At 35.9% G+C, this 25,974-nt stretch carries 15 protein-coding genes; 6 read left to right on the forward strand and 9 right to left on the reverse strand.

What is annotated here, in order from left to right; all coding sequences use genetic code 11:
• The first annotated feature begins 126 nt into the window (after positions 1 to 126).
• Both BUC29_RS17695 and BUC29_RS17700 read left to right on the forward strand, forming a co-directional pair.
• Positions 127 to 597: a hypothetical protein gene (locus BUC29_RS17695; RefSeq protein WP_073417507.1), complete on the forward strand. Its 471-nt coding sequence runs from the start codon at positions 127 to 129 to the stop codon at positions 595 to 597.
• A 235-nt stretch (positions 598 to 832) separates the two neighbouring features.
• Positions 833 to 1,474 (forward strand): Pr6Pr family membrane protein, encoded by a 642-nt coding sequence (locus BUC29_RS17700; protein ID WP_084538668.1) that lies wholly within the window; start codon positions 833 to 835, stop codon positions 1,472 to 1,474.
• Positions 1,475 to 1,620: 146 nt separating this feature from the next.
• Here the strand turns inward: BUC29_RS17700 and BUC29_RS17705 are convergent, their stop codons facing one another.
• The 4 genes from BUC29_RS17705 to BUC29_RS17720 form a co-directional block, all read right to left on the reverse strand.
• On the reverse strand, positions 1,621 to 2,616 hold the full coding sequence (locus BUC29_RS17705) for an FAD:protein FMN transferase (RefSeq protein WP_073417508.1): 996 nt from the start codon (positions 2,614 to 2,616) through the stop codon (positions 1,621 to 1,623).
• A gap of 8 nt (positions 2,617 to 2,624) precedes the next feature.
• Positions 2,625 to 4,808: a PepSY domain-containing protein gene (locus BUC29_RS17710; protein ID WP_073417509.1), complete on the reverse strand. Its 2,184-nt coding sequence runs from the start codon at positions 4,806 to 4,808 to the stop codon at positions 2,625 to 2,627.
• Positions 4,809 to 4,940: 132 nt separating this feature from the next.
• Positions 4,941 to 5,411, reverse strand: a complete 471-nt coding sequence (locus tag BUC29_RS17715) for a DUF2271 domain-containing protein (protein ID WP_073417510.1) — start codon at positions 5,409 to 5,411, stop codon at positions 4,941 to 4,943.
• Positions 5,412 to 5,696: 285 nt separating this feature from the next.
• Positions 5,697 to 7,184 (reverse strand): ankyrin repeat domain-containing protein, encoded by a 1,488-nt coding sequence (locus tag BUC29_RS17720; protein WP_073417511.1) that lies wholly within the window; start codon positions 7,182 to 7,184, stop codon positions 5,697 to 5,699.
• Positions 7,185 to 7,903: 719 nt separating this feature from the next.
• Here BUC29_RS17720 and BUC29_RS17725 point away from each other — a divergent pair.
• From BUC29_RS17725 to BUC29_RS17735, 3 genes are all read left to right on the forward strand, one after another.
• The gene (locus tag BUC29_RS17725) at positions 7,904 to 8,878 is read left to right on the forward strand and encodes a ribonucleotide-diphosphate reductase subunit beta (protein WP_073417512.1); all 975 of its coding nucleotides are present in this window, start codon (positions 7,904 to 7,906) and stop codon (positions 8,876 to 8,878) included.
• An 11-nt stretch (positions 8,879 to 8,889) separates the two neighbouring features.
• Positions 8,890 to 10,587, forward strand: coding sequence for a ribonucleoside-diphosphate reductase subunit alpha (locus BUC29_RS17730; RefSeq protein WP_073417513.1), 1,698 nt, complete (start codon positions 8,890 to 8,892; stop codon positions 10,585 to 10,587).
• Positions 10,588 to 10,874: 287 nt separating this feature from the next.
• A complete protein-coding gene (locus tag BUC29_RS17735) occupies positions 10,875 to 12,476 on the forward strand; it encodes a Na+/H+ antiporter (RefSeq protein ID WP_073417514.1) in 1,602 nt (533 codons plus the stop codon).
• Positions 12,477 to 12,480: 4 nt separating this feature from the next.
• On the opposite strand, the gene BUC29_RS17740 is transcribed toward BUC29_RS17735, so the two are convergent.
• From BUC29_RS17740 to BUC29_RS17750, 3 genes are all read right to left on the reverse strand, one after another.
• Positions 12,481 to 13,239, reverse strand: a complete 759-nt coding sequence (locus BUC29_RS17740; RefSeq protein ID WP_073417515.1) for an SDR family oxidoreductase — start codon at positions 13,237 to 13,239, stop codon at positions 12,481 to 12,483.
• A gap of 213 nt (positions 13,240 to 13,452) precedes the next feature.
• A complete protein-coding gene (locus BUC29_RS17745; RefSeq protein ID WP_073417516.1) occupies positions 13,453 to 14,031 on the reverse strand; it encodes a flavodoxin family protein in 579 nt (192 codons plus the stop codon).
• A 6-nt stretch (positions 14,032 to 14,037) separates the two neighbouring features.
• The gene (locus BUC29_RS17750) at positions 14,038 to 15,618 is read right to left on the reverse strand and encodes an FAD-dependent oxidoreductase (RefSeq protein ID WP_073417517.1); all 1,581 of its coding nucleotides are present in this window, start codon (positions 15,616 to 15,618) and stop codon (positions 14,038 to 14,040) included.
• 308 nt (positions 15,619 to 15,926) lie between these two features.
• Between BUC29_RS17750 and BUC29_RS17755 the strand changes: the two genes are divergently transcribed.
• Positions 15,927 to 16,130, forward strand: coding sequence for a hypothetical protein (locus BUC29_RS17755; protein WP_073417518.1), 204 nt, complete (start codon positions 15,927 to 15,929; stop codon positions 16,128 to 16,130).
• Between the two features lie 78 nt (positions 16,131 to 16,208).
• On the opposite strand, the gene BUC29_RS17760 is transcribed toward BUC29_RS17755, so the two are convergent.
• The gene (locus tag BUC29_RS17760) at positions 16,209 to 17,060 is read right to left on the reverse strand and encodes a porin family protein (RefSeq protein ID WP_073417519.1); all 852 of its coding nucleotides are present in this window, start codon (positions 17,058 to 17,060) and stop codon (positions 16,209 to 16,211) included.
• A 52-nt stretch (positions 17,061 to 17,112) separates the two neighbouring features.
• The gene (locus BUC29_RS21385) at positions 17,113 to 25,965 is read right to left on the reverse strand and encodes a T9SS type A sorting domain-containing protein (protein ID WP_167369546.1); all 8,853 of its coding nucleotides are present in this window, start codon (positions 25,963 to 25,965) and stop codon (positions 17,113 to 17,115) included.
• Positions 25,966 to 25,974: the final 9 nt, after the last annotated feature.

The following is a 25,974-nucleotide window of genomic DNA, read 5'->3' on the forward strand; positions in this document are numbered from 1 at the left end:
GTACATCGTTTAAAAAGTACTCTTTGTCGATTTTTTTTATATTTCCGTATAATGAATTCGATAAATAAAAATTTTGGCATTACTTTAGATAAATATCTATTAAATTAATATTTAAAATTAAAAATCATGAAAAAAATAATATTTGCCTCAGTACTCTTTATGAGTGTATTTTTTGCCAAAGCACAGGTTTCAGTGAATGTAAATATTGGAACGCCTCCAAGCTGGGGACCAGTAGGTTATGATAACAGCAGATATTATTATCTGCCAGATATCGATGTATACTACGATATAAATCAAAGTGTTTTTATTTATGACAACAGCGGAAAATGGGTTCGTGTTAAAAGACTTCCATCAAGATACAGACAATATGATTTATATTCAGGTTATAAGGTTGTTTTAACAGATTACAGAGGAGATGCTCCGTATGCGTATCATACTAAACACAGAGCTAATTATCCAAAAGGTTATCACGGAAAACCTCAAAAAAACAGAGGAGAAAAACCGGAAAAAAACAAAAAGCCTAAAGGGTACGATAAGCACGATAACAAAAACAAATCACATAAAGATAAAGGTCACTCTCACGATGATCGCCATTAATTAGATTAAACATGACGAAAAAACGCCTCAGAAATGAGGCGTTTTTTAATTATAAAACAAACAATAAATAATCATAAAATGCAAAAGCGAAATAATATAAATATTTGAGTTAAGCTGACCAATGCTGGTTTGCTAGCTTCAACAATTGAAGTTAAAGTGAATTAATATCGCAGAGAAGTAAAGATTTATTTTTGAAATAAAATTTTTAATTTAGTAATCTGACACTAAGTAAAATATGGAAAAAGCAAATACCACAAAAAAACAAATTTTGCCCGCTATTATTTTTGTTTTAGAATTGTATGCCCTGCCCATACAGTTTTATTTATTATTACAAGGATCTGAATTTACATTTTTTAGTGCTGCAGTCCGCTTCTTTAGTTTTTTTACGATCCTGACAAATACTATAGTTTTTCTTTGTTGTGCAGCAATTTTATTTGGAGGAAAAAACAGAGTCCATTCTTTTTTCTCAAAATCTACAACCCTTACAGCAATCACAGTTTATATTTTGATTGTTGGTATTGTTTTTAATTTGCTCTTGCGTTCTATTGTAAATCTGGAAGGTCAGCATCGTATTGTAAGCGAAATTTTTCATACCGTTGTGCCTGTTTTATTTTTTGTTTACTGGCTGTTTTTTATAAGTCCTGAAAAAATCTCTTATAAAGCGATTCTGCTTTGGCTGCTTTATCCGGTTATTTATATGATTTATACTCTATTTCATGGAGTTATGACCAATTTTTATCCATATCCTTTTATTGACGTCACAAAATTAGGTTTTCAAACAGCCATTAGAAATGGACTGTTTGTTTTAATAGCATTTGTGATTTTATCCATTATCCTGATTTTGATTTCGAAAATGAGAGTTAAAAGTCAGAATTAAAGTATTCAATAAATAAGGATTCAAAGAAATCCATTGCCTCCAGCATTAGCTGGAGACAATTAAACTTAAACTTTGCGGCTTAGCATCTATCTTTGTGAAATTAAAAACATAAAGCTTAATTCATAACTTATAACTCCTAATTACACTCACAAGTTATAAGCAAAATTCTTAGATTTAATCATTTTTCCATTATCTGTAATCATCAAACAGCTGTATTCAGGAAATTTTTGAAGTAAAAGTAGACCTTGTGTTTTACCTAAAACCATTAACGAAGTACTTAAGCCATTGGCAGTTTCGGCATTGGGACCAAAAACAGTAACGCTGCATAAACCGGTTGCAGGATATCCGGTTGCAGGATTTATAATGTGCGAATATCTTTTTCCATTAAAAACAACGAATTTTTCATAACTACCGGATGTTGTTACAGCACCTTGATTTAAAGGTACAACGGCTAAAACTTTTTCTGGCTTAAAGGGATTTGTAATTCCTATTTTCCAAGGTTGTCCGTTGGGCTGCTTTCCCCAGGTACTCATATCGCCCGATCCGTTAATAATTCCGGCTTTGATGCCCTTTGCAATCATCATGGCGCGGCATTTGTCGGTTGCGTAACCTTCGCCAAGTGCGCCAAAACCAATTTTCATTCCTTTTAATTTTAGAAAAATAGTCGATTTAACGCTATCGAGAATTATATTTTGGTAACCTACTTTTTCAACTGATTTTTTTATGGCTTCCGCCGAAGGCATTTCGGTCATCGAACCGTCGAATTTCCATATTCTGTCCATAGCCGCAAAACTCACGTCAAATCCGCCGTTTGTAATTTTTGATAATTTAATGGCTCGTTGTGTAAGTTCAAAAACTTCCCGATCAACTTTTACAGGCTCAATTCCTGCATTTTGATTTATTTGTGAAACCTGCGAATCCGGTTTCCAGTCTGAGATTAGGTTTTCAATTCGTGTAATTTCTGCAATTACTTCATCAATATTTTGTTCGGCTGTTAAAGAATCTTTTGCAGCAATACTAATATCAAAACGTCCGCCCATAAGCAAAGTCGTTCTTTTTCTTACTATTTGCGAATGTGCTGAAAAACAACAAACAAAAAGAAAAAGAGATAAAATTTTATATAAGAACAGTTGTTTTGGCATAATTATCTTTAATAACAGTCGGTTAATATCTGTCCATTATTTTTATAATCCAAAAGAGTTTTATTACCCTTTGAAAGACACAATTCATTAAAAATGGTTTCGACATCTTTTTGCATAGCAAGAGATCCGCAAATCATAATAACACCGCCATGCTGTAATAAATCTATAAAAAAGTCCGTATCTCTTTTTATTAAATCCATTACATAAATATGTTCTGCTTCGCGCGATAAAGCAATATGAAAATTGTCCAGATGTTCTTTTTGCATCATAATTCCGGCAAACTTTTTATAAGCTAAAAGCGTTGGCGTTATCATTCTAAACCCGCTGTAAAGATGTAATTCTTTCTTTGCTTTATTTTGTTCAATCATTCCTAAGAAAGGGGCAATTCCGGTTCCATTTGATATAAACGCAACTTTTGATGCTTTTTTAGGAAAATGAAATGCATGATTGTTGATAATCCTGGCTTTGATTGTATCTCCCGGTTCAAGATTATTTAAAAAAGAAGAACCTAATCCGTTTGGATGGAGTTTTACCACAAGCTGCACATTTCCCGAATGGTTTCCGATAGAGTAGAGACGTTCTCTGGAATCATTGGCCGGATAAACAGCTAGTAAATCGCCAGAGGCAAATTTGGTTCTGCTATTAGCACGTAAAGTCAATATAAAAGTATGCTCAGTATCAGAAATTGGCGTTTTATCTAAAACCATTAATTTCTGTAAACCTTTCGGTACGTGGTTGTATAATGATGGCGTTACTGCTAATGGAATGTCGGTTTTCCCGCTCCATAATTTTACCCATTCAACAAATTCCAAAGCCGATTTATCATTAACAGTCTGAACATCTAAAAAGCGTTCTGCCCAATTTTGACTGGCCAAAAGCTGATCGATTTCGAAGGCAAATCTGCAGAAATCCGGATATGATTTTGAACCAAAACCAACAACTGAAAATTTGATTTTTTGTTTTTGATTTTGTTTTTGTAAAAGTGCTTTAAATTTAGTTCCGTTAGAAGGCGCATCTCCTAAGCCATGTGTTGATGTAAAAACAATAATATGTTTTGCTTTTGGATATACCGAAAAATTATTTAATTCGGCAATAAAAGCTTTTTTTCCATAACTTATTAATTGTTTTAAAATAGCATTGGCAAATCGAAAAGAACTTCCATTCTCAGAACCAACTAAAAGAATATAACTGCTTTCGTCGGCCTTATATTTATTTTTAATTCGGCTTGATCTCCTTTTTAAAGTAATTGCAAAACCAGAGTAAATAAAGAAAAGTATATTAATACAAGCAATGGCTAAAATTACAGCCCATATTCCGTTAATTCTTCCTGTATGAATATCAAGGCTCAAAGCAGATAACTGAACGGTAAATGGCGAACGTTTTTCTGAAATTACAGTTCCATCAACCTGATTTACTTCAACTTCTCGATCTTTTAATTCAATGATATAATATTCTTCCGGATCATCTGTAAAAGGAAATTCGATTTTTTTTACATCAGAAAGAAGTGTAGTTTTAAATATAGATGTTTTTTTGGCTTCTGCCGAAAGTTCTGTTTTTATCGGTTTTGCTTTTTCTTCGCCCATAAAAAAGTTGAATCTTTCCAGCGATAAATAGGTTCCGGTAAGCGCAATAATAAATATCGGAATTAAAGCCAGACGTCCTAAAACAACGTGATAATATTGGGCAAAATATTCTTTTATAACTTTTGAAAAGAAATTACGAATGCCTCTTTGTCTTTTTAAAACAAGTGCAAAACCCGAAATAGAAATAAGCAGCAAACAAAAAGAAATTATACCCACAAAAAAGCGTCCGGTTTCATGGAGAAATAATGAACGATGAAAACCGGTAACCCAATTGATAAATTCAGTCTTTTTTTCTGGTTTTCCTAAAATTTTTCCTGTTTTTGGATCGATATAAGCATTGATGTCATTTCCATCTTTGTCAATTGCCTGAAGTGTTACAAACTGATTGTAATCGACACTTAATTCTGTGATTTCAGAATACTCTTTTTTTATTATTGGCAGTGTTTCTCCTAACGTGATTTTATCAAAACCTGGTGTTGTATACGGAAGTGTTTTTTCCTGTGCCGCATCGACTGCAAGAATAATTCCGGTAACAGAAGCAAGAATTAAAAATATCGAAGAAAATAAGGCTAAGGCCAAATGAGCGTAACGCCAGAAAGAAAGAGTCATTGATCGTATTCTAGAAATGTATTAAATGTTTAAAGCTTTGTCAAATTAAACTTTGACAAAGCCTGATTTCAAGTTTAAGCAGAAAAAATAAAATTTATGCTCATAATTAGGTTAAGAAATAATTATCAAAAATTATATCTTATTTAATCGAACATATTTAATGTAACCTTTACCATCTGTTTTATCTGCAAGGCCTTCTGTTGTAAGCGGAACTTCCAGATCGCTCACATAATATTTCTGGTCTTCAACTGCAGATTCAAAACGCAGTTTGTAACCTTTGTTTATTTTAGAATCTTCAATTTCTATTGTTGTTACACTGCGGTCGCCTCCTGTTACTGATGCTCCGGTTTTTGCGCTGATATCATCATTTTTCTGGGCATGGAATTTATTCCATTCTTTCAGCGATTTGTACCATTTTTTATCATCACCCATTACATAAAGCGTTTTTTCGTATGCACCAGCTGGGTTAATAAGCGAAACAACGATATATGCACCTTCTCCCATATAATTTGACATTTGAAGCATGCATTTGTATTTGCTCGATTGTGCGTTTACCTGAAAAGAAGCAAAAAGTATAAAAGCGATTTTGAATATTGATTTCATTTTTTATAATTGTGAATTGTGAGTTTTGGGTTATGAGTTTTTAGTTTTTAGTTTTAAGTTATGGGTTATAAATTTATTATTGATTTTTAATATAAATATGCCGTTAGGCATTCAATATCGGTAGCCAATAAATTTAGAATTCGTCAGCGTGCCGTAGGTACGCTATCTTATTTTTTGTCTGGCAAATATTTAAATTTCTGAAATAACTTTATGAGCTAAAAAAATAAAATTTGAGTAAGCCAACAACTTATAATTTATAATTCAAAACTCATAACTTTATAAAGGCTATTTTAAGAATTCGATTGATACATTGTTTTTTGTCAGCAATTCGTTCTCTTTTGCTAAAGCATAAGCACTTTCGTCAAACTCAGTGTTAATGTCTTTTTTTGCTCCGGCAGAAATAAGATATTTTAAAATTGAATCATCTTTGGCAGTCATTGCAGCTCTGTGTAAAGCGGTTAATCCGTCTTTGTTTTTAGCATTAATATCTACTTTTAAATCTGTGATTTTTTTAAGAAGTGAAACATCATTTTTTGTAATTGCTAAATGGTATAAAGTGTTTCCGTCTTTTTGTGCCGTTGCTAAATTTAATCCTTTTTCCTGAAGAAGTTTTGCTTTTGCATCAAACGGATCAGCGGCATTGTCTTTTCCGGCCGGGCGGTAAGACTGAACTAAATAAACGCCTAAATTGTTTCCGTCTTTATCTTTTACATTAACATCGGCACCTTTGTTTAAAAGTAAATTTACAGATTCCGGAGTTCCAGATTTTACCGCATACGTTAAAGCCGATTCACCTTTAGCATTTTGCACATTCATGTTTTTGGCAGCAGGAAGTAAAATTTCTAAAACTGCTGTTTCTTTTGCCGATGCTGCTGCCATCAAAGGAGTATTTCCTTCTTTATCAGCTTTATTAGCATCTGTACCTTTGCTTAAAAAGTATTTTACAATTTCTGCCTGATTTGGTTTTCCGGCTAAAATATGAAGCACGTTTTGACCCGCTTTATTCTGCGCATTAGGTTTTAGTTTAACTTCTTCGACTAAATATTTATAAGTTTCAATAGTATTGGTTTCTCTTCGGCTTCCTTGTGCCGCTGTAAAAAGGGCATTATCGTTTGGTTTAATGCCTTTTTCAAGCAGTTTTTTCAAAAAAGAAATATTTCCTGATCTTGCTGCATAAGTAAAAGCTGTATTTCCATCATTGTCAACATCTTTAAGAGACAATCCTTTTGTTGCAAAATATTCAGCAGCTTTTAAATCTTTATCTGCAGGAATTACTAAAAGTAACAGGTTGGCACCGTTTGTATATTTTTTCTTCGGATCAATACCAGCTTTAAAAAAAGCTTCATACAATGCAGGATTTACCTGTCCGTTTGACGCAGCAAAATCTGCCGGAGCAGTGCCGTGACTATCTTCAAAATTTACATCAGAACCTTTACTGATAAGATACTCTGCCAATTCGGTATTTCCTCTGTAAGCCGCCCAGTGTAAATAAATACGATTATCATGCGTTAATTTTGTAACAGAGTTACCTGGCTGATCCAGTAAAAATTTGATTGTTTCATTTGGAGCATCATTATTGATTGCCAGTGTAGTAACATCAAAAGCATTTATATTTGCTTCTGATGGATTATTTCCTTTTGCAATTTCAGCTTTTACCGTTTCTACATTTGGTGTGGTTTTCCAGAAAGAAGCTTCTAAAAGTGTATTTTTTTGCTGTGCGCTGACAAATAAAACTGCCGCTAATGCTAAAGAAGTAAAAAGATTCTTTTTCATATTTTATTATGTTGTTTATGGTAATTTCAATTTCTAAAAATGATAGAAACACAAATATCTATTTAGAATAAATCAAAATAATGGCAAATGTAGAAATTAAAATTTTTATATCAAGTTTTATTAGGTTTAAAAGTTAATTCTAAGCAAATTTTAATTTTCCTGATAACCTTTTTATACGACATATTTTTTAAAAATCATAAGACCTTAGTTTTTTTATTCTGGTTTAATAATTGTTTAACTTTTTTTATTCTTTATAAATTTAAAATGCTGATATTTAGTAATTTGATGTTTTGTTTGCTATAACATTTTGTAAGTTTTTAATTTTAGTTTTTATAAGAATAGAAACAATTTTCGGCAGAAATTTGACGTTTTTTAATGCTCATTTTTTAGTCAAAAAAATAGAAATTGAATTTTCTCTGTTAATAACTGTTTTTTTATTTCTAGTCATTTTTTCATTTTTTTTGTTGACAAATCTATTTAGATTCAGTTTAAATAACTGATAATTGGGGAAGTAAGGAAAATTATGTACCTGTTAATAAAATATTTTTTACTGCTTTTTGGCATCAATTTTTTCTGTTGATAATTGATATGATTTTTAACATCAAAACCTGGACAAAAGAAGATACGTGGGTTAATTTTGTATATAACGAAAACACAGTCCCCCACCTCAAATCCTGTTAGTTTTCAATCTTGCTTAGTCACCGTTAAATACTATATATATGTCTATATTTGATAAAAGAGTCAATTATAAACCTTTTGAATACCCGGAGGTTTTACAATTTACAGAAGCGATAAATAAAGCGTATTGGGTTCATACAGAAGTTGATTTTACTGCTGATACTCAGGATTTTCATGCTCATTTAACACTGGCGGAAAAAACAGCAGTAAAAAATAGTTTACTGGCAATTGCACAGATTGAGGTAGCTGTAAAAAGTTTTTGGGGAAATATTTACGAACATTTTCCAAAACCAGAATTTAATGGTTTGGGAACCACCTTTGCAGAATGCGAATTCAGGCATTCTGAAGCTTATTCACGTCTTCTTGAGGTATTGGGATATAACGACGAATTTGAAAAACTTCTTGATGTTCCCGTAATCCGCAGACGTGTAGATTATCTTTCGGATGTTTTAAAAGATACACGTTCACAGGATAACCGTAAATATATGGTTTCACTAATTTTATTCAGTATCCTTATAGAAAACGTTTCACTTTTCAGTCAGTTTGCTATTCTGCTTTCTTTTACAAGATTTAAAGGTTACATGAAAAATGTAAGCAACATTATTGCGTGGACTTCTATCGATGAGCAGATTCATGCTAATGGCGGAATTTACATTATCAATAAAATCAGAGAAGAATTCCCGGATTATTTTGATGCCGATACTTTAGAACTGGTTAGAGAGACGGTTAAGCATTCTATCGCTGTCGAATCTGACATATTAGACTGGATATTTGAAGAAGGTGAAATCGAAAGTATTAAAAAAGGTGATTTGGTGAATTTCATGAAATTTAGAATTGACGAAAGCCTTAAACAAATCGGTATTCCAACCATATTCAATGTTAATATTGAAGATTACAAAGCTCTGGCCTGGTTTGAAGAAGAAGTTTTTGCCAACAGTCTGGATGATTTCTTTGCAAAACGTCCTGTAGAATATACAAAACACGATAAAAGTATTACGGCAAACGATCTCTTCTAAAGCATAACAAAATGAGTACAATAGATATAAATGAAGTAAATAGTCTTCCATATAATGAAGCTGGAACCAAAATGTGGTGGAAGAACTCTGAGAGTGAACAAATTTTAAATCGCGGTTATCTTTTAAAGGGTGAAACTGTTGAAGGTGCAATTGACAGAATTTGTACGGCAGCTGCAAGAAGATTATACAAACCCGAGTTAAAAGAATCTTTTGTAGAAATGATCGAGCGCGGCTGGATGAGCATCAGTTCTCCGGTTTGGGCTAATATGGGAACCGAAAGAGGTTTACCAATTTCTTGCTTTAACGTTCACGTTCCGGATAAAATTGAAGGAATTACACATAAATTAGGCGAAGTGATTATGCAGACTAAAATAGGCGGAGGAACGTCTGGTTATTTTGGTGAACTTCGTGAACGCGGAAGCGCTGTAACCGATAACGGAAAGAGTAGTGGTGCGGTAAGTTTCATGAAACTTTTTGATACGGCTATGGATACGATTTCACAAGGTGGAGTTCGCCGTGGTGCATTTGCCGCATATTTGGATATCGATCACCCGGATATCGAAGAATTTTTGAAAATTAAAAGTATTGGAAATCCTATTCAGAATTTGTTTACCGGAATCTGTGTACCTGATTACTGGATGCAGGAAATGATTGATGGCGATATTGATAAAAGACAAATTTGGGCAAAGGTTCTGGAAAGCCGCCAGCAGAAAGGACTTCCGTATATCTTTTTCAGCGATAACGTAAACAAAAGCAAGCCACAAGTTTATAAAGATCAAAACTTAAGAATAAACGCTAGTAATTTATGTAGTGAGATTATGCTTCCGTCTAGTCAGGATGAATCGTTTATCTGCTGCTTATCGTCTATGAATCTTGAGCTTTATGATGAATGGAAAGATACAGAAGCTGTAAAACTGGCAATCTTTTTTCTTGATGCTGTTTTACAGGAATTTATTGAAAAAACAGAAGGCAACTATTATCTTTCGGCAGCGAATAAATTTGCCAAAAGACACCGTGCACTTGGACTTGGAGTTTTAGGATGGCATTCTTATCTGCAAAAAAATATGATTCCGTTTGAAGGAATGGAAGCAAAAATGAAAACCACAGAGATTTTTAAACACATAAGTGATAAAGCAGATAAAGCAACGCAGGATTTGGCGAGAATTTATGGCGAACCAGAATTGTTAAAAGGTTACGGAAGACGTAATACCACAACAATGGCAATTGCGCCAACTACTTCTTCATCGGCAATTTTAGGTCAGACTTCTCCAGGAATTGAGCCTTTTAGCAGTAATTACTATAAAGCAGGTTTGAGTAAAGGTAATTTTATGCGTAAAAATAAATACCTGACAAAGCTGCTTGAAGAAAAAGGTCTTGATAACGAAGAAGTTTGGAGAGGGATTATGCTAAATGGCGGGAGTGTTCAGCATATGTCACAGCTTTCGCAGACTGAAAAAGACGTTTTTAAAACCTTCAAAGAAATCAGCCAGCTTGAGATTGTACAGCAGGCGGCTATTCGCCAGAAGTTTGTAGATCAGGGACAGAGTTTAAATCTTAATATTCCGGCAGAACTGCCAATTAAAGAAGTAAACCGTTTAATGATCGAAGCATGGCAATTGGGTGTAAAAAGTTTGTATTACCAAAGAAGCCAAAGTGTTTCTAAAGAATTGGTTACAAGTTTAGTTACCTGCAGCAGCTGCGAATCATAATAAATTTAAAAAAAGCCGAATCATAAGATTCGGTTTTTTTATGAATTTTAAACACATAAAAGCATAAATTTATTTATTATATAGATTCAAAAAAAGCATCCTTTTATACTGTTAATATAAGCGAAACGTCTTTTTTAAGTTCGAAAACTATGTTTCTATGTGTTTAAGTTCCTGATGTATGTTACTAAAATCAATATTCTTTTTATTGACAATTTAATTTATTCTCATAAAATCTTAATTTAGTACCCAGAAATTATCATCCCAAATAAATAAATACCCGCAGTAGAATGGAAAATATCACAGTAATTATAATGTTACTTTTTGGCGTAGCTTTTCTTAGTTTAGTAAGTAAAAGATATAATTTTCCTATACCAATTGTGTTGGTAATGTGCGGTGTAATTATCAGCGTTATTCCGGGACTACCGGTTATTGCACTAAGTCCGGAAGTCGTTTTTATTATTTTCCTGCCACCGCTTTTGTATCATGCAGCGTGGCATACAAGCTGGTCTGAGTTTAAACAAACCATCCGGCCGATAACTTTGGCGGCTGTTGGTTTGGTCTTTTTTACTACCGGACTGGTTGCCGTTGTGGCACATTGGCTTATAGATGATATTTCCTGGCCGTTAGCATTTTTGCTTGGCGCAATTGTTTCGCCTCCGGATGCAGTTTCGGCAACTGCGATTACAAAAGGTTTAGGATTGCACCCAAGATTGATAGCGATACTTGAAGGAGAAAGTCTGGTGAATGATGCCAGCGGTCTTGTGGCTTATAAATATGCTTTAACGGCGATTACAGCAGGGAACTTTGTTTTGTGGCAGGCAGGGTTAAACTTTGTTTTGATGTCGGTTTTAGGTATTGCAATTGGCTTAGCTGTTGGATATATAATGTATTATATTCATAAAAGATTTGTATGCGATGATATTATTGAAGTAACTCTTACGTTATTAACGCCATTTTCATCGTATCTGATTGCAGAGCATTTTCATGGTTCAGGAGTTTTGGCAGTAGTTACTACCGGTCTTTTTCTGGCAGCGAGATCGGGAACAATTTTTTCTCATGAAAGCCGGATTATGAGTAATACAATATGGGATGTTTTAAATAATATCCTTAACGGCTTAATTTTTATTTTAATTGGATTACAGCTTAGACAGATTATTGAAGGAATCAGTAATTATTCCGGAGATTTGTTATTTATATGGGGAGCAGTGATTAGTATTGTTGTAATTATTGTTAGGTTTTTATGGGTTGTTCCGGCAACAATAATCCCTAGATTAATCAGCAAAAAAATTAGAATGAAAGAAGAATTTGATTATCGCAATATGATCATTTTCGGATGGTCGGGAATGCGTGGTGTGGTTTCTATGGCTGCAGCTTTAGCACTTCCGTTAATGTTAAATAAAACCGAAGAATTTCCGCTTCGTAACCTGATTATTTATCTTGTTTTTTGTGTTATTCTTTCTACTTTGGTTATTCAGGGACTAACGCTTCCCTGGCTGATTAAAAAGCTTAAAATTGAACGTTATTCTATTTTGGCAGAAGAATATAATATTCGTAATTTAATTGTTTCTGAAACAATTGCGCATATTGAGGATAATTTTTCATTATTAGATGATGAACTGCTTCACAACATTAAAAGTAAATATGAAGTAAAATTTAATCGTTTACAAAAAACTGAACTTCCGGCTAACTTTTTTGGTAATGGAAAAGTGTTTGGAAATGAGATTTTTAATGATTTTACAAAAATTCAAATTGATCTTTTAAATGTAGAACGCAGTAAACTCGAAAATATGCACAAAGCGGGTTCAGTCAACGAAGAGATTTTTCGTAAAATAGAAAAAGAACTCGACCTTGAAGAAACCCGACTTTGGATGGAAATGTATGAAGAATAACGTTTTAAATAACCTGCAGATGTGGTCGAATCTGCATGCTTACAATATCACAGCGTTTTGGCTGTGAAAGACAGAATAATACACTCATAGCGATATCTTCTGCCTCGAGCATTTCCATTTTTTTAATTTTTTCTTCTTGTACTTCTTTTGGGTCTTTCTGCATATCGCTGGTTACTGCGCCGGGCTCAATGTGCGAAACTTTAATTCCGAGCGGATTAATTTCTTTTCTGAGTGATGTGCTAAAACCTCTTATGGCAGTTTTGGTCGCAACATAAATTACGCTTTCTTTATTTTGTGTTTCGGCACTCATTGAACCAATATTTATAATATGTCCTGATTTTTGATCTTTCATTCTTGTAACCGCTTCTTTTGCAAATGCCATATAGCCCCAAATGTTGGTATCTAAAATATATCTCCATTCGTCTGTATTGCCTTCGACAATTCCTCCTGCAGCAAGGGCAGCGTTGTTAATAAGAATATCAATTCCGCCCAGCATATTATCGATTCTTTCCCAAATCATCTGGACGTCTTCTTTTTTTGTTATATCAGCCGGAACACCATATATTTCTCCTGCCGATGCTTTTGTTTTAATATCATCCATTGCTTCATTGAAATCGTTTACGTCTCTTCCAAAAATGAATACACGTCCGCCAAGAGATACTAAAAGCTCGGCAATTGCTTTTCCAATTCCGGTTGTTCCGCCCGTAATTACGATACGTTTTTGAATGATATTTTGACCGAAGTAATTTGATAATTTTTCCATAATCGTGTTTTTATTTTTTGATTTATTTATAAAGCGGGTTCTTCAATATATTTTATAGGTTTTTTGAATTGAAATGTGGTTAAGATTGTTCGAATGTTGGTTGTTTGTGATACTAAGGCTTCATGCATAGCGAAATCCATAAATGAAGAAAAAAACTGCATTTAAAACCCTGTTTTACATTGTATTGAATTGTCAGTTTCGCTCGTGTCTGATTTATTTTGTGGCTTTTTTTAAAGATTCAGCCATTGCAGAGGCATCTTTATGATAAAATCTTTTATAATATTTTTGAAGTTGTGTTTTTGTTTTTTTCGAATCTTTTGAATGTCCTTCCCAAATAACTCCAAGAGAAGTATAAGGCGGAACGGTTACACCTATAGAACAAAAGAAATTTGCAATATTTGCGGTAATATGCTCAACACCGTCTGAATCTCCTGTAACGATTACACCTCCAATTTTTCCGTCAAGCGGAGAATCTTTTCCGGAAAGAATAATATCATATACTTCGTCCAGGCGTTCGATACAACGCTGTAATTCAGATGAATGATTGTTCCACCAAATAGGGGTTGCAAAAAGAATAATTTTGGCATCAAGGATTTTTTGGTAAATCTCCGGCCAGTCATCTTTTTCATTCATGTGTGTATAAGTTCCGGGAACAATATGCTGATTAGCAAGTTTTATAACTTCGTAATCAATTTTTTGTTCTGAAAGATATTCTCCAAAAAAATCAACAAGAGTTTCGGTATTAGAACGACCTTTGTTTTTTAAAGTCGCTAAAAGTATAATCGCTTTCATGTCGAATTATTTTACCTGAATTTTATTTAAATTTTTTTTTGCCGGACCATTTAGAACAGTTCCGTCTGTAGCAAATCTCGAACCGTGGCAAGGACAATCGAATGATTTTTCATCGGGATTCCATTGTACAATACAGCCTAAGTGCGGACAAACAGCTGAAAAAGCCTGTAGTGTATTGTCGTAATCACGGTAAACAGCGACTCTTTTTAATCCAAAAGAAAGTATTCCGCCTTCGCCTGATTTTAAATCTGCTGTATTATCTAAATCCGATGCTGTAATCCAGTCGAGATACTGTGAAGCCATATTTCCTGCTTCTTTCATAAAATCTCCCAGTGCCTTAAAAGTGATTCGTGATGGGTTGTACAAATCCTCCCATTTATTTTTTATACCTAAAATTTGATCAGTAATTATCATGGCGCCAATGGTTGCGTGTGTCATACCATTTCCTGAATCTCCTGTTATAACATAAATGTTTTTATCTCCGGGATTTTTTCCCATAAACCCTAAGGAATCAAAAGGTTCCATAACTTGTCCAGACCATTTATAACTTATTTCATCAAGCATTGGAAAAAACTTGCGAGTCCAGATTTCGAGTTTTTCATATCGCGCCATTGCTGAAACTCCTTCTTCGTCTTCTTGTCCGGTTTTATGATCTTCTCCGCCAGAAATCAATAAATCGAACTCGTCATCAAAGTTTTCTAAACGCACATAATGATAAGGCTGCGAGACCCATTTAGAGTCTGCATCTCCAGTATCCCACCACAAAGAATAGGGCAGGGTTCCTTTTGGAATTTTTCCGGCAATTACGTATGTTCTGTAAGCATGCTGTTTGGTATGCATGGTTAAAACATCATTAATAGGGGTGTTGGTTGCTACAACTATTTGCTGTGCAGAAAAATTGAAACCATTCACTGAAGCTCCTTCTTTGGAAATGTCATCTGCATGTGCTTCAGTAAAAATGGTTCCACCCAGAGCTGTAACAGCTTCGGCAAGTCCTTTTAAGTAATGTAAAATATGAAACTGAGCCTGATTTTTAAATTCAATTGATCTTTGGCTTTCAGCTTCGGCTAAATAAGGCGTATAGTTTAATAATGAAGTTTGAAGTCCGGCATCTTTAGTTGCCTGAAATTCTTTATCTAGATTTTTTTCTTTGTCGCTCGGGTGTAAAAATAAGTAACCATTAACTCTTTTAAAGGAACAGTTAATGTTTAGTGTCGTAACAATTTTTTCGATTTCATCAATTGCAGCCGAATGACTTTCGGCGGCCAAACGCGCGCTTTCTTTTCCAAATGTATTTTCAAGATAATAATATCGGTCATCAAGAGCGCAGGTTAAATGTGCTGTTGTTCTTCCTGTTTCTCCGCTTCCTATGAATCCGTCTTCAACTAGAACTACTTTTTTTCCTGCTTTTAAAAGTTTATAAGCTGTGGTTAAACCAGCAATTCCCCCGCCAATAATTAAGACTTCTGTCGAAATATCCTTATTTGGTTTTTCGAAAGATAATAGCGGGGTTGTATCAATCCAAAATGAAACATTGTCTCCAGATGTTATGCTTCCTTCGTTTATATTTTCAGCTGCATTATTCATACTTAATAATATTTAAAAAATTGACGATTGATTTCGCAAATCATTCATATCAAAGCTACTAACAACAATATCCTTTGGGTTACAACTTTAATTTTCAAACTTATAGGATTGCCAGTATTATTTTATATAAGAATGAAGCAGAATAATGTAATCTTGTTTTTGAGTTTACATGATTTTTTAAAGAATTATACTTTTATGGAGTTTCTTTGATTTTTGTAAAGGATTACTGTAATTATGTAATTGCATTAGAATTAAGTAACTTAAATTTGAAAATATTAAAATGAATACAAACAGTAAAAAATATAATTATGAAAACGATATTAAAAACCAAAATTGCATTGTTGATTCTGTTAACGGGATTGGCATTTTCATGCAAGAAGAATGATACAACTACAGAAACTCCATCTTCTATTGATTCTACAGAAGCAATTATTGATACTGTAGGGCCAGATGTAGATACAACTGTAACAGATACTGCCAGAACTATTACGACAGATACTGTTAAAAAATAAGAAATATAATTTATAAGCAAAAACCCTGTAATGATATTTATTACAGGGTTTTTTATTTAAATAAGTATGATTGTTAAATTATCGTAATGCAAATCTTAGTTTAAGACCATACGAAACAAGCCTTACATTACTGCTTACTGTAGTATTAAGTAAAGTATTATATCCTAATTCTACTGGTAATTTTGAATTGTATTGCACAAGATTCCCGTTTCCTGTTTTATCATAAATATTATTTAACCCGTACTCAAAATAAGCTCCAATATAGAGGGAATTTCGGTATCCTAATTCTTGTTTTAAACCGGTTTCAAAAGTTGCTGAATACGAAACTTCTGTATCAAGATCCTGTTCGTTGGTTTTTAAATTATTAGTGCTTGCAAAACCTGCAAAAGCCGGACTAAATAATTCTACATTGTATTGCGGGTAATAACCGCTTGTTGTTAGATTTTGAAAAGTGGTCTGATAACTTCCGCTTGAAGCGAAACCAATTTTAGCTCCGGCTGATACATAAAGCTTTGAAGTACCCCGAGTTTCAAACTGAACATTAATTGGCACATTAATATAAGCCAGTTTTTGCTCTTCTCTTACATTAGTACCTTTGTATCGAAATTGAAAATTTTCATTTTCGGCATCGGTTGCAGCGTATGAACCTGCAAATAAATTATATTTTAAATCTGAATTATAGGTTTGGTATTCGACTCCAATTCCTAAACTTAAATTTTCACATACGTAGTAAGAATAACGAAGCCCGGCACTAACACCAATTCCTGGAACAGTTTTTCCTGGCGAATCAGAATCTACATACGAAAAAGGTCCTCCCAATGAAATCGAAAATTCCTGCTTTTTATCCTGGCTGTAACCATTAATGCACGTCGCAAAAATGGCCGTAAAAATGGCAAGCGACGTAATATAGCTGTTAATATTTTTTTTCATCTTATGTTATATTATGCCAGTACTATTTTTATCTAGTACTGGCAGGTTTTATTTATTTTACAATTACTTTGAAAGATTTTTTGATGTTTGGAGTTTCCAGAACTACCAGGTACATATTGCTCTCAGTTGTTTGAGGTAATTGTATTTCGGTTTTAGCTGTAGATGACTGTACAGTTTTTACCAATTGGCCAGTTACAGAGTAAAGACTAATTTGCATTTTCTCTAATTCTTCTGTAGGGAAATCTGCTTCAACAGTAATTACTTTTCCAATTTCAATTGGGTTTGGATAAAGTTTAGCCGCAAGTGTATTTGTCAATGTGATTTTTGATGGACATGTTTGCAGTACTTTTCCGTCTCGTGTTGTCATTTTTACGCTATAATCAGCTGTTGGATCTAATAAATCAGTAATGCTGTTTCCTACAGAATAATACTGACCAGTTCCTATTGATTGTCCGTTTTTAAACCATTCATAAGAAACAAAATCGTAACCTCCATTTGTTTGTGGATTGTTGTTTACAAGAAGTACGTTATTGAATTTCTGTTTAACAATATCAAAGAAATTGAATGGTTTTTCAACTGTAATTGAATATGTTGCAGATAATGTTCCGTCTTGTGAAGTTATAGTTACATTTTGATTGTAAATTCCAGGTTTAGGAGTTTGTATTGTAAAATTAGCTGATGGTGTGATAATCGCTCCAGATTCATTTACAACAGAAACACTTGGATTTGTTTCGCCGCAAGGCAGTACATAATTAATTACTTTTCCAGGGTTTTCAAAAACTTTAGTTCCTAACACGATTCTCTTAACATCAATATTGTTGTTTAAGATTACTAGTGTCTGCGTAACATCGGCAGCAGGAAGATAATTATTGTCTCCCGCCTGATGTGCCGTAATATGCATTTCGCCCGCTCTTAACATGTTTACTGTACCACTTGCCGAAACTGTAGCCGGTGCTAATGGAGTAGTGTAAGTTGAGGTATACGTTACCGCTAAATTTGAACTTGAAGCCGCTGTTAAATTGAAGCTGTTATTTGCTCCAAGAGTTTTAACCGGAATTGCATTGAATGTAATTTGCTGTGGTGCTTTGTTAATAACAAGATTTGCTGTAAGTGTAATTCCTGCACAATGTGATCCGGCAGGAGGTGTAACTGTAGCTGTAACTACATAAGTTCCTGCATTTGTTGATGCATTGTTTGCAGAATAGGTTACACTTGCTCCGGAAGGAAGATTAGCAACTTGCAGCGAATGTGTGTTTCCATCGTATGTAAACTGAGCATCGGCAAAAGTTACAGCGTTTAATGGAGAAGCAGCCACCTTAACCGTTTGAGGTTGTGTAGTAATGTTTCCATTTCCGTCATTATAGCTCCATGTAATTACATAAGTTCCTACTGTGTTATAATTTAAAGGATCAGTTGTAGTTCCGTTTATAGTTCCCGCACAATTATCTGTTGCGGTTGGAATAGCAATTTCTGATGCTGAAACTGAGCAGTAGTTTGTAATTTCCGGCAGACTTGCTACAGTTGGTACTGGAGCTGTTACATCTGGAGTTGTTATGATATTGATTGTTTCAGTAATAAAACATCCGTTTGAATCTGTAATAGTTACTGTATAAGTATTTGGACTCAAACCTGTCGCTGTTGCCGCATTTCCTCCAGATGGAGACCAAGCATATGTATATGTTCCAGTTCCTCCAGTTACAGTTACAGATGCAGTTCCGTCATTTACGCCGCTGCATGTAACATCTGTTTTAGATGTTGTTGCAGCAAGAACAGCAGGTTCGGTAATTGTAACAGATTGAGTAGTCTGACAGTTATTAGCATCGGTTACTATAACAGTATATGTTCCCGCTGTAAGGCCGGTTGCCGTTGCCGCAGTTCCTCCAGAAGGTGACCATAAATAAGTATAAGCACCAGTTCCTCCAACAGCTGTTACAGCTGCAGTTCCGTTAGATCCTCCATTACAAGATACATTTGTGCTGGCAGTTGTTGCAGTTAGGGCATTTGGTTCAGCAATTACAATTGACTCAGTTGCGGTACAACCGTTTGCATCTGTAATTATTACAGTATAAGTTCCTGCAGTCAATCCAGTTGCTGTTGCGGCAGTTCCTCCAAACGGCGCCCAAGAATAAGTATAAGTTCCAGTTCCGCCAGTTACAGCTACTGTAGCAGTTCCGTTTGCTCCTCCATTACAAGAAACATCTAAATGAGATGCAGTTACAGAAAGAGCGATAGGCTGAGTAATGGTTACTGTTTGTGTTGTAGAACAGCTATTAGCATCAGTAACAGTAACAGTATAAGTTCCAGCACCTAATCCAGATGCAGTTGCAGCGTTTCCTCCAGCAGGAGACCAGGCATAAGTATAAGCACCGGTTCCGCCAGCTGCTGTTACAGTTGCAGTTCCATCATTTCCTCCATTACAAGAAACATTTGTTGCAGAAGTTGTTGCAGAAAGAATAACTGGTTCAGTAATAGTAACAGATTCTGTTGCTGTACAAGCATTAGCATCGGTAACAGTTACTGTGTAAGTTCCTGCAGTAAGACCTGATGCAGTCGCAGCAGTTCCACCAAATGGAGACCAAGAATATGTATAAGGCGCAGTTCCTCCAGCTGCTGTTACAGTTGCAGTTCCGTTTGCTCCTGCATTACAAGAAACATTAGTTTGAGTAGATGTTAAAGAAAGAACAGAAGGCTCTAGAATTGTATACGATTGTGTTATCTGACAGTTGTTAGCATCTGTAATTGTTACTGTGTATGTTCCAGCTGAAAGTCCAGTTGCTGTTGCAGCAGTTCCTCCAAATGGAGCCCAAGAATAAGTATAAGCAGGTGTTCCGCCAATTACTGTTACAGTAGCTGTTCCATTTGCGCCTCCATTACAAGAAACATCAGTTTGTGATGCTGTTGTAGAAAGAGCTGTTGGTTCAGTAATAATAAATGTTTCAGTAGCAATACATCCGTTTGCATCAGTGATTGTAGCAGTATAAGTTCCTGCAGTCAATCCAGTTGCTGTTGCAGAAGTTCCTCCGTATGGAGCCCAAGAATACGTATATCCAGGAGTTCCGCCAGATACAGATACCGTTGCAGTACCATTTGCCCCTGAGTTACAAGAAACATTTGTATGAGATGGAGTTACAGCAAGAGCAGATGGTTCAGTAATTGTTGTTGTTTGAGTTGTTGTACATCCATTAGCATCGGTAATTGTTGCTGTGTAAGTTCCAGGACTTAAACCTGATGCCGTTGCAGTAGTTCCGCCTGATGGAGACCAGGAATATGTGTAAGGTGCAGTGCCTCCTGAAGTAGTTACAGTCGCTGTCCCGTTATTTAATCCATTACAAGTAACATTCGTTTGCGCTACTGTTGCAGAAAGAATTGCAGGTTCAGTAATTGTAACATTAACAACTGTCTGACATGAATTAGCGTCTGTAATTGTAACTGCAAAATTTCCAGCTGCGAGACCAGTTGCAGTAGCAGCAGTTCCGCCATAAGGCGCCCATGAATACGTGTATGCACCTGTTCCTCCATTTACATTTGCAGTCGCAGTTCCGTTTGCTCCTCCATTGCATGAAACATCCGTTTGAGATGTAGTGGCAACAAGTGCATTAGGCTCTGTAATAGTAAAACTTTGTGCTTGCGTACAACCATTTGCATCTGTAACTGTTACAGTGTATGTTCCTGCAGATAAACCACTTGCAGTTGCAGCAGTTCCACCAGATGGAGACCAGGAATAAGTGTAACCTCCAGTTCCTCCAGTAACTGTAACACTAGCACTTCCGTTTGATCCTCCATAACAAGAAACATTTGTTTGAGAGTTTGGAGTAACAACAAGTGCTGATGGCTCATTAATTGTAAAGTTTTTTACAATAGAACATCCGTTAGACGCTGTAATTGTAACTGAATAATTACCAGCCGTAAGATTAGTAGCTGTATCAGCATTTCCTCCGAAAGGAGACCATACGTATGCAAATGGTCCAGGTGCACCGCTAGGAATTACGGTTGCAGATCCTGTTGTACCGCCATTACATAATACATCAGTTTGGAATGTTGAGGCAACTAAAGTATTTGTTGTTGAGATAGTAAACGTTCTGCCTAAATTACATCCATTAGCATCAGTAACTAAAACACTATTAGTTCCGGCTGCTAATCCTGTTGCTGTTGCAGTTGTAGCTCCAGATGGAGACCAAAGATATGTATAAGGAGGTGTACCACCGCTTACGTTAACTGTAGCTTGTCCACCAGTTGAGCATGTTGCATTAATCTGATTTTGTGTAGCTGTTAAAACAGTTGGCTCCAGAATTATGAAATTTTGTGTAATTGTACATCCATTAGCATCAGTAACTAAAACACTATAATTTCCTACTGTTAAACCTGTAGCTGTAGCTGCAGTTCCTCCAGATGGAGACCATAAATATGTATAACCCGGCGTTCCTCCAGAAACAGTAACCGTAGCTGTACCTGTCGCTGAACCATTACAAAGAACATCTGTATGTGATGGTGTTGCAGATAAAACTGCTGGTTCAGTAATTGTAAAACTTTGTGTAGTTTGACAAGTATTAGCATCAGAAACAGTAACCGTATATGTACCAGCTGTTAAACCAGAAGCGGTTGCCGAAGTTCCACCATACGGAGACCAAGAATAAGTGTAGGCTCCAGTACCTCCAGTTACATTTACAGTAGCAGATCCATTTGATCCTCCATTACAAGAAACATTGGTTTGAGCACCAAAACTAGCAGTAAGAGCAGTTGGTTCTGTAATAGTAAAAGTTTGAGTTGCCTGACATCCATTAGCATCAGTAACTGTAACAGTAAATGTTCCTGCTGCTAACCCAAATGCAGTTGCAGAAGTACCTCCGTAAGGAGCCCAAGAATAAGTATAACCTGGTGTACCTCCAGAAATATTTACAGTTGCAAATCCGTTAGCTCCTCCATTACAAGATGTATTGCTTTGTGCGCCTGCGGTAGCAGTAAGTGGAGCAGCAGGTTCTGTAATTGTAAAACTTTGAGTAGCCTGACAACCATTCGCATCTGTAATAGTGACTGTATATGTTCCAGCTGTTAATCCTGTTGCAGTTGCAGCTGTACCTCCGGAAGGAGCCCATGAATAGGTATATGCGCCAGTTCCGCCAGTTGCAGTTACAGTAGCAGATCCTGTATTACCACCAAAACAAGCAATATTAGTCTGTGCTACTGGTAAAGCAGTTAAAACTGTAGGTTCTGTAATGGTAAATGATTGGGTGATCTGACAGTTATTAGCGTCAGTTGCCGTTACAGTATATGTACCTGCTGCTAAACCGCTTGCAGTTGCAGCAGTTCCTCCAGATGGTGACCAGAAATAAGTATATCCTCCAGCTCCTCCGGTTATAACAACACTTGCAGATCCATTAGTTCCACCGTTACACGAAACATCAGTTTGAGAAGCTGCAGCAGAAAGTATAGTAGGTTCTGTAATTGTAAAACTTTGAGTAGTCTGGCATCCATTTGCATCGGTAACTGTAACAGTATATGTTCCTGCAGATAAACCACTTGCAGTTGCAGCTGTTCCTCCAGATGGTGACCATGAATAAGTATAACCAGGAGTTCCTCCAGTTACTGATACTGTGGCAGTTCCATTAGCTCCAGAGTTACAGCTTACATTGTTTACAGTTCCCTGAGAAGCTACTAGAACAGGTGGTTCATTTATTGTAAAATTTAATATCTTTTCACATAGAATAGCATCTTTCACACTAACAGAATAATTTCCAGGTGCTAAATTGTTAATTGAAGATGATGTAGCGTTATTTGACCATAAATAAGTATAAGATCCAATTCCTCCGGTTGGTACAACTGATAATGAGCCATTTGCATCTCCATTACAAGCAATATCTACTTTACTTGAAACAACAGAAATATTAGATACTTGCAATGTAACTGAATTTGTAACTGCAACAGGCGTGCAATTTCCAGATGCTACTAAACGATATTGATAATTATTTATAGCAGCGGTTGCTCCTGTTATAGTAAGAGTAGCTGTTGTTTCACCAGAATAGGGAGCGCCAGCTGTAATGTTATTAAAACCCGAACCTGTGTTTACCTGCCATTGGTAGCTTACAGCATTAGCTGCTGAAGCGCTAAATGTGGTACTAGAACCAGAACAAATAGAACTATCTGTTGGTTGTGCGGTAATAGATGGAGCTTGATTTACAGTAAGGAGAGCAGTATTTGAAGTTGCATCAGGAGTACATAAACCTGTTGCAACTACTCTATAAAGATATCCGCTTAATCCTGCAGTTGCTCCGGTTATAGTTAATGTAGCTGAAGTAGCACCCGAATAAACTCCTCCATTTGTAATGCTGGAAAAACCAGCACCCTGATCTACCTGCCACTGATATCCGGTAGCATTTGCTGCAGTAGCAGTGAAAGTAGTATTTGCTCCTGCACAAATTATACTAGCAGATGGCTGAGCAGTAATTGCCGGCGCCATGTTAACCGTTAAGGCAGCACTGTTTGAAGTAGCATTAGGTGTACATGAACCTGTTACAACAACTCTATATATATATCCATTTAATCCTGCAGTTGCTCCAGTTATAGTTAATGTTGCAGTATTAGCTCCAGAATATGTGGCATTGTTTGCAATATTATTGAAACCAGCACCCTGATCTACCTGCCACTGATATCCTGTAGCATTTGCAGCAGTAGCGGTGAAAATAGTATTTGCTCCTGCACAAATTGTACTTGCAGATGGCTGAGCTGTAATTGCCGGCGCCATGTTAACCGTTAAGGCAGCACTGTTTGAAGTCGCATTAGGAGTACAAGAACCTGTAGCCACAACTCTATATATATATCCATTTAATCCTGCAGTTGCGCCAGTTATAGTTAATGTTGCAGTATTAGCCCCAGAATATGTGGCATTGTTTGAAATATTATTGAAACCAGCACCTTGATCTACCTGCCATTGATATCCAGTTGCATTTGCAGCAGTAGCAGTGAAAGTAGTAGCTGCCCCTGCACAAATTGTACTTGCAGATGGCTGAGCAGTAATTGCCGGCGCCATGTTAACCGTTAAGGCAGCACTGTTTGAAGTAGCAGACGGACATGTACCTGTTGCAATAACTCTGTATATGTATCCACTTAATCCTGCAGTTGCTCCAGTTATAGTTAATGTTGCAGTATTAGCTCCAGAATATGTGGCATTGTTTGAAATATTATTGAAACCAGCGCCCTGATCTACCTGCCACTGATACCCGGTAGCATTGGAAGCTGTTGCAGAGAAAGTAGTATTGGCCCCTGCACAGATTGTACTTGCAGTAGGCTGAGCTGTTATAGCTATAGAATTCATACTTCCTGTAACCGCAACATTTTTAGTTGTTATACCTGTTGAAGAAACAGTAATATTACCAGAAGGCGTTCCAGTTGCTGAAGCTGCTAAACGAGCATATATAGTTTTAGTTGTTACAACACCGCCTACATTAGGAAAAGAAATATTGTTTGTGTAAGTACCACCAGCCGATGTAGAAATTTCAAAACCAGTTGGAGCAAATACATCTAATGATGAGGTTAAACCACCTCCACTTATTGTAAAACTTTGTTCAGTTGAAGCTCCGCCACAGCTTGTAAAAGCAGTCAATGATGTTGTTGATACAATAGATCCTGCAGGTTCTGTAATTGTTACAGTTTGAGTTTTATTACAACCACCGATACCATTTGGAGTGCTGTCTGTAATAGTTACGGTATAAGTACCAGCAGAAAGACCAGAAGCTGTAGCTGCAGTTCCTCCAGATGGAGACCAAGAATAGAAATAAGGAGTAGTTCCTCCAGAAACACTAATTGTAGCCGAACCATTGTTTGCGCCGTATGTGCTTACATTACTTTGTGATGTAATTGTACTGCCAAGTGTCGTTGGAACAGTTAATATTGCAGAATTCGAATTTACAGAAGAAGCTCCTGTAGCCACACATCGATATGTATAACCATTCATTGCAGAAGTTGCCCCGGTTATAGTTAGGGTAGTTGTAGTTACTCCTGAATATGGTGCAGTATTGGTCAGATTATTAAAACCCGCACCTTGATCTATCTGCCATTGATATCCTGTAGCATTCGTAGCCACTACTGAAAACGAAGTATTAGTACCAGAGCAGATTGTTTTGCTTGCAGGCTGTAAAGTAAAAACAGGAGGTGTTGTAGAAATACTTGGAGTAGGATAATTGGCTGCTGTAATAGCAAAGTTAGTTGGACTGCCCGTATTAGTATCTATCAACCAATTTGACGGATTATTAATAAGACCCAATAAAGTAGCAACATTGCCTGTCAAGGTTCCATTATATTTAGCATTTGGATATTCCGGACCAGGTGCAGGAAATAAAGAAATACAGTTTGTACCATTAGTTAATCCTAATGGTAATGCACTTGAGTTTCCACCTGTTGTGCCATTTAAGTTCCATTTAGTTGTAGTGTCATAGTCAGCTGAGTTATAATCTCCATGAACTCCTGCAATAAAAGTAGGAAGGTCTGGTAAAACTGGCTGAACTCCAGTTGCTGATTGGTAAGCTAACATCTGATCTCCACCACTGAGATTAAACCCCGTAGTAAAGCCAGGTGCATAACCAATACCAGTTGTGCCTGTAATTGTAAATGTATCAGCAGATGTTTCCATTACAGAAATAATAGTTCCTACTGGAGTTAAGGAAGGGACTGTCCATTGAAGATGTGGTTCAGTACTGCCTGTTACCCAAGTTGTACCATTCCATCCGCGTTCCGTAAAATAAACAATTGTTCCACTTGGTATATCTTTTAAAACAATAAAAGAAAAGCCGTCTAATGGACTGGTATTATAACCAATAAAGGCTATATCTCCCGGGCTCAGTTGAGCATTTGCTTTTTGCTGTACCAAAAAGGTGCACAAAAGCATAATAAATAAGAGTAATTTTTTTTTCATAACATACGT

The sequence above is a fragment of the Flavobacterium defluvii genome (assembly GCF_900129555.1).
GTDB classification, from domain to species: Bacteria; Bacteroidota; Bacteroidia; order Flavobacteriales; family Flavobacteriaceae; genus Flavobacterium; species Flavobacterium defluvii.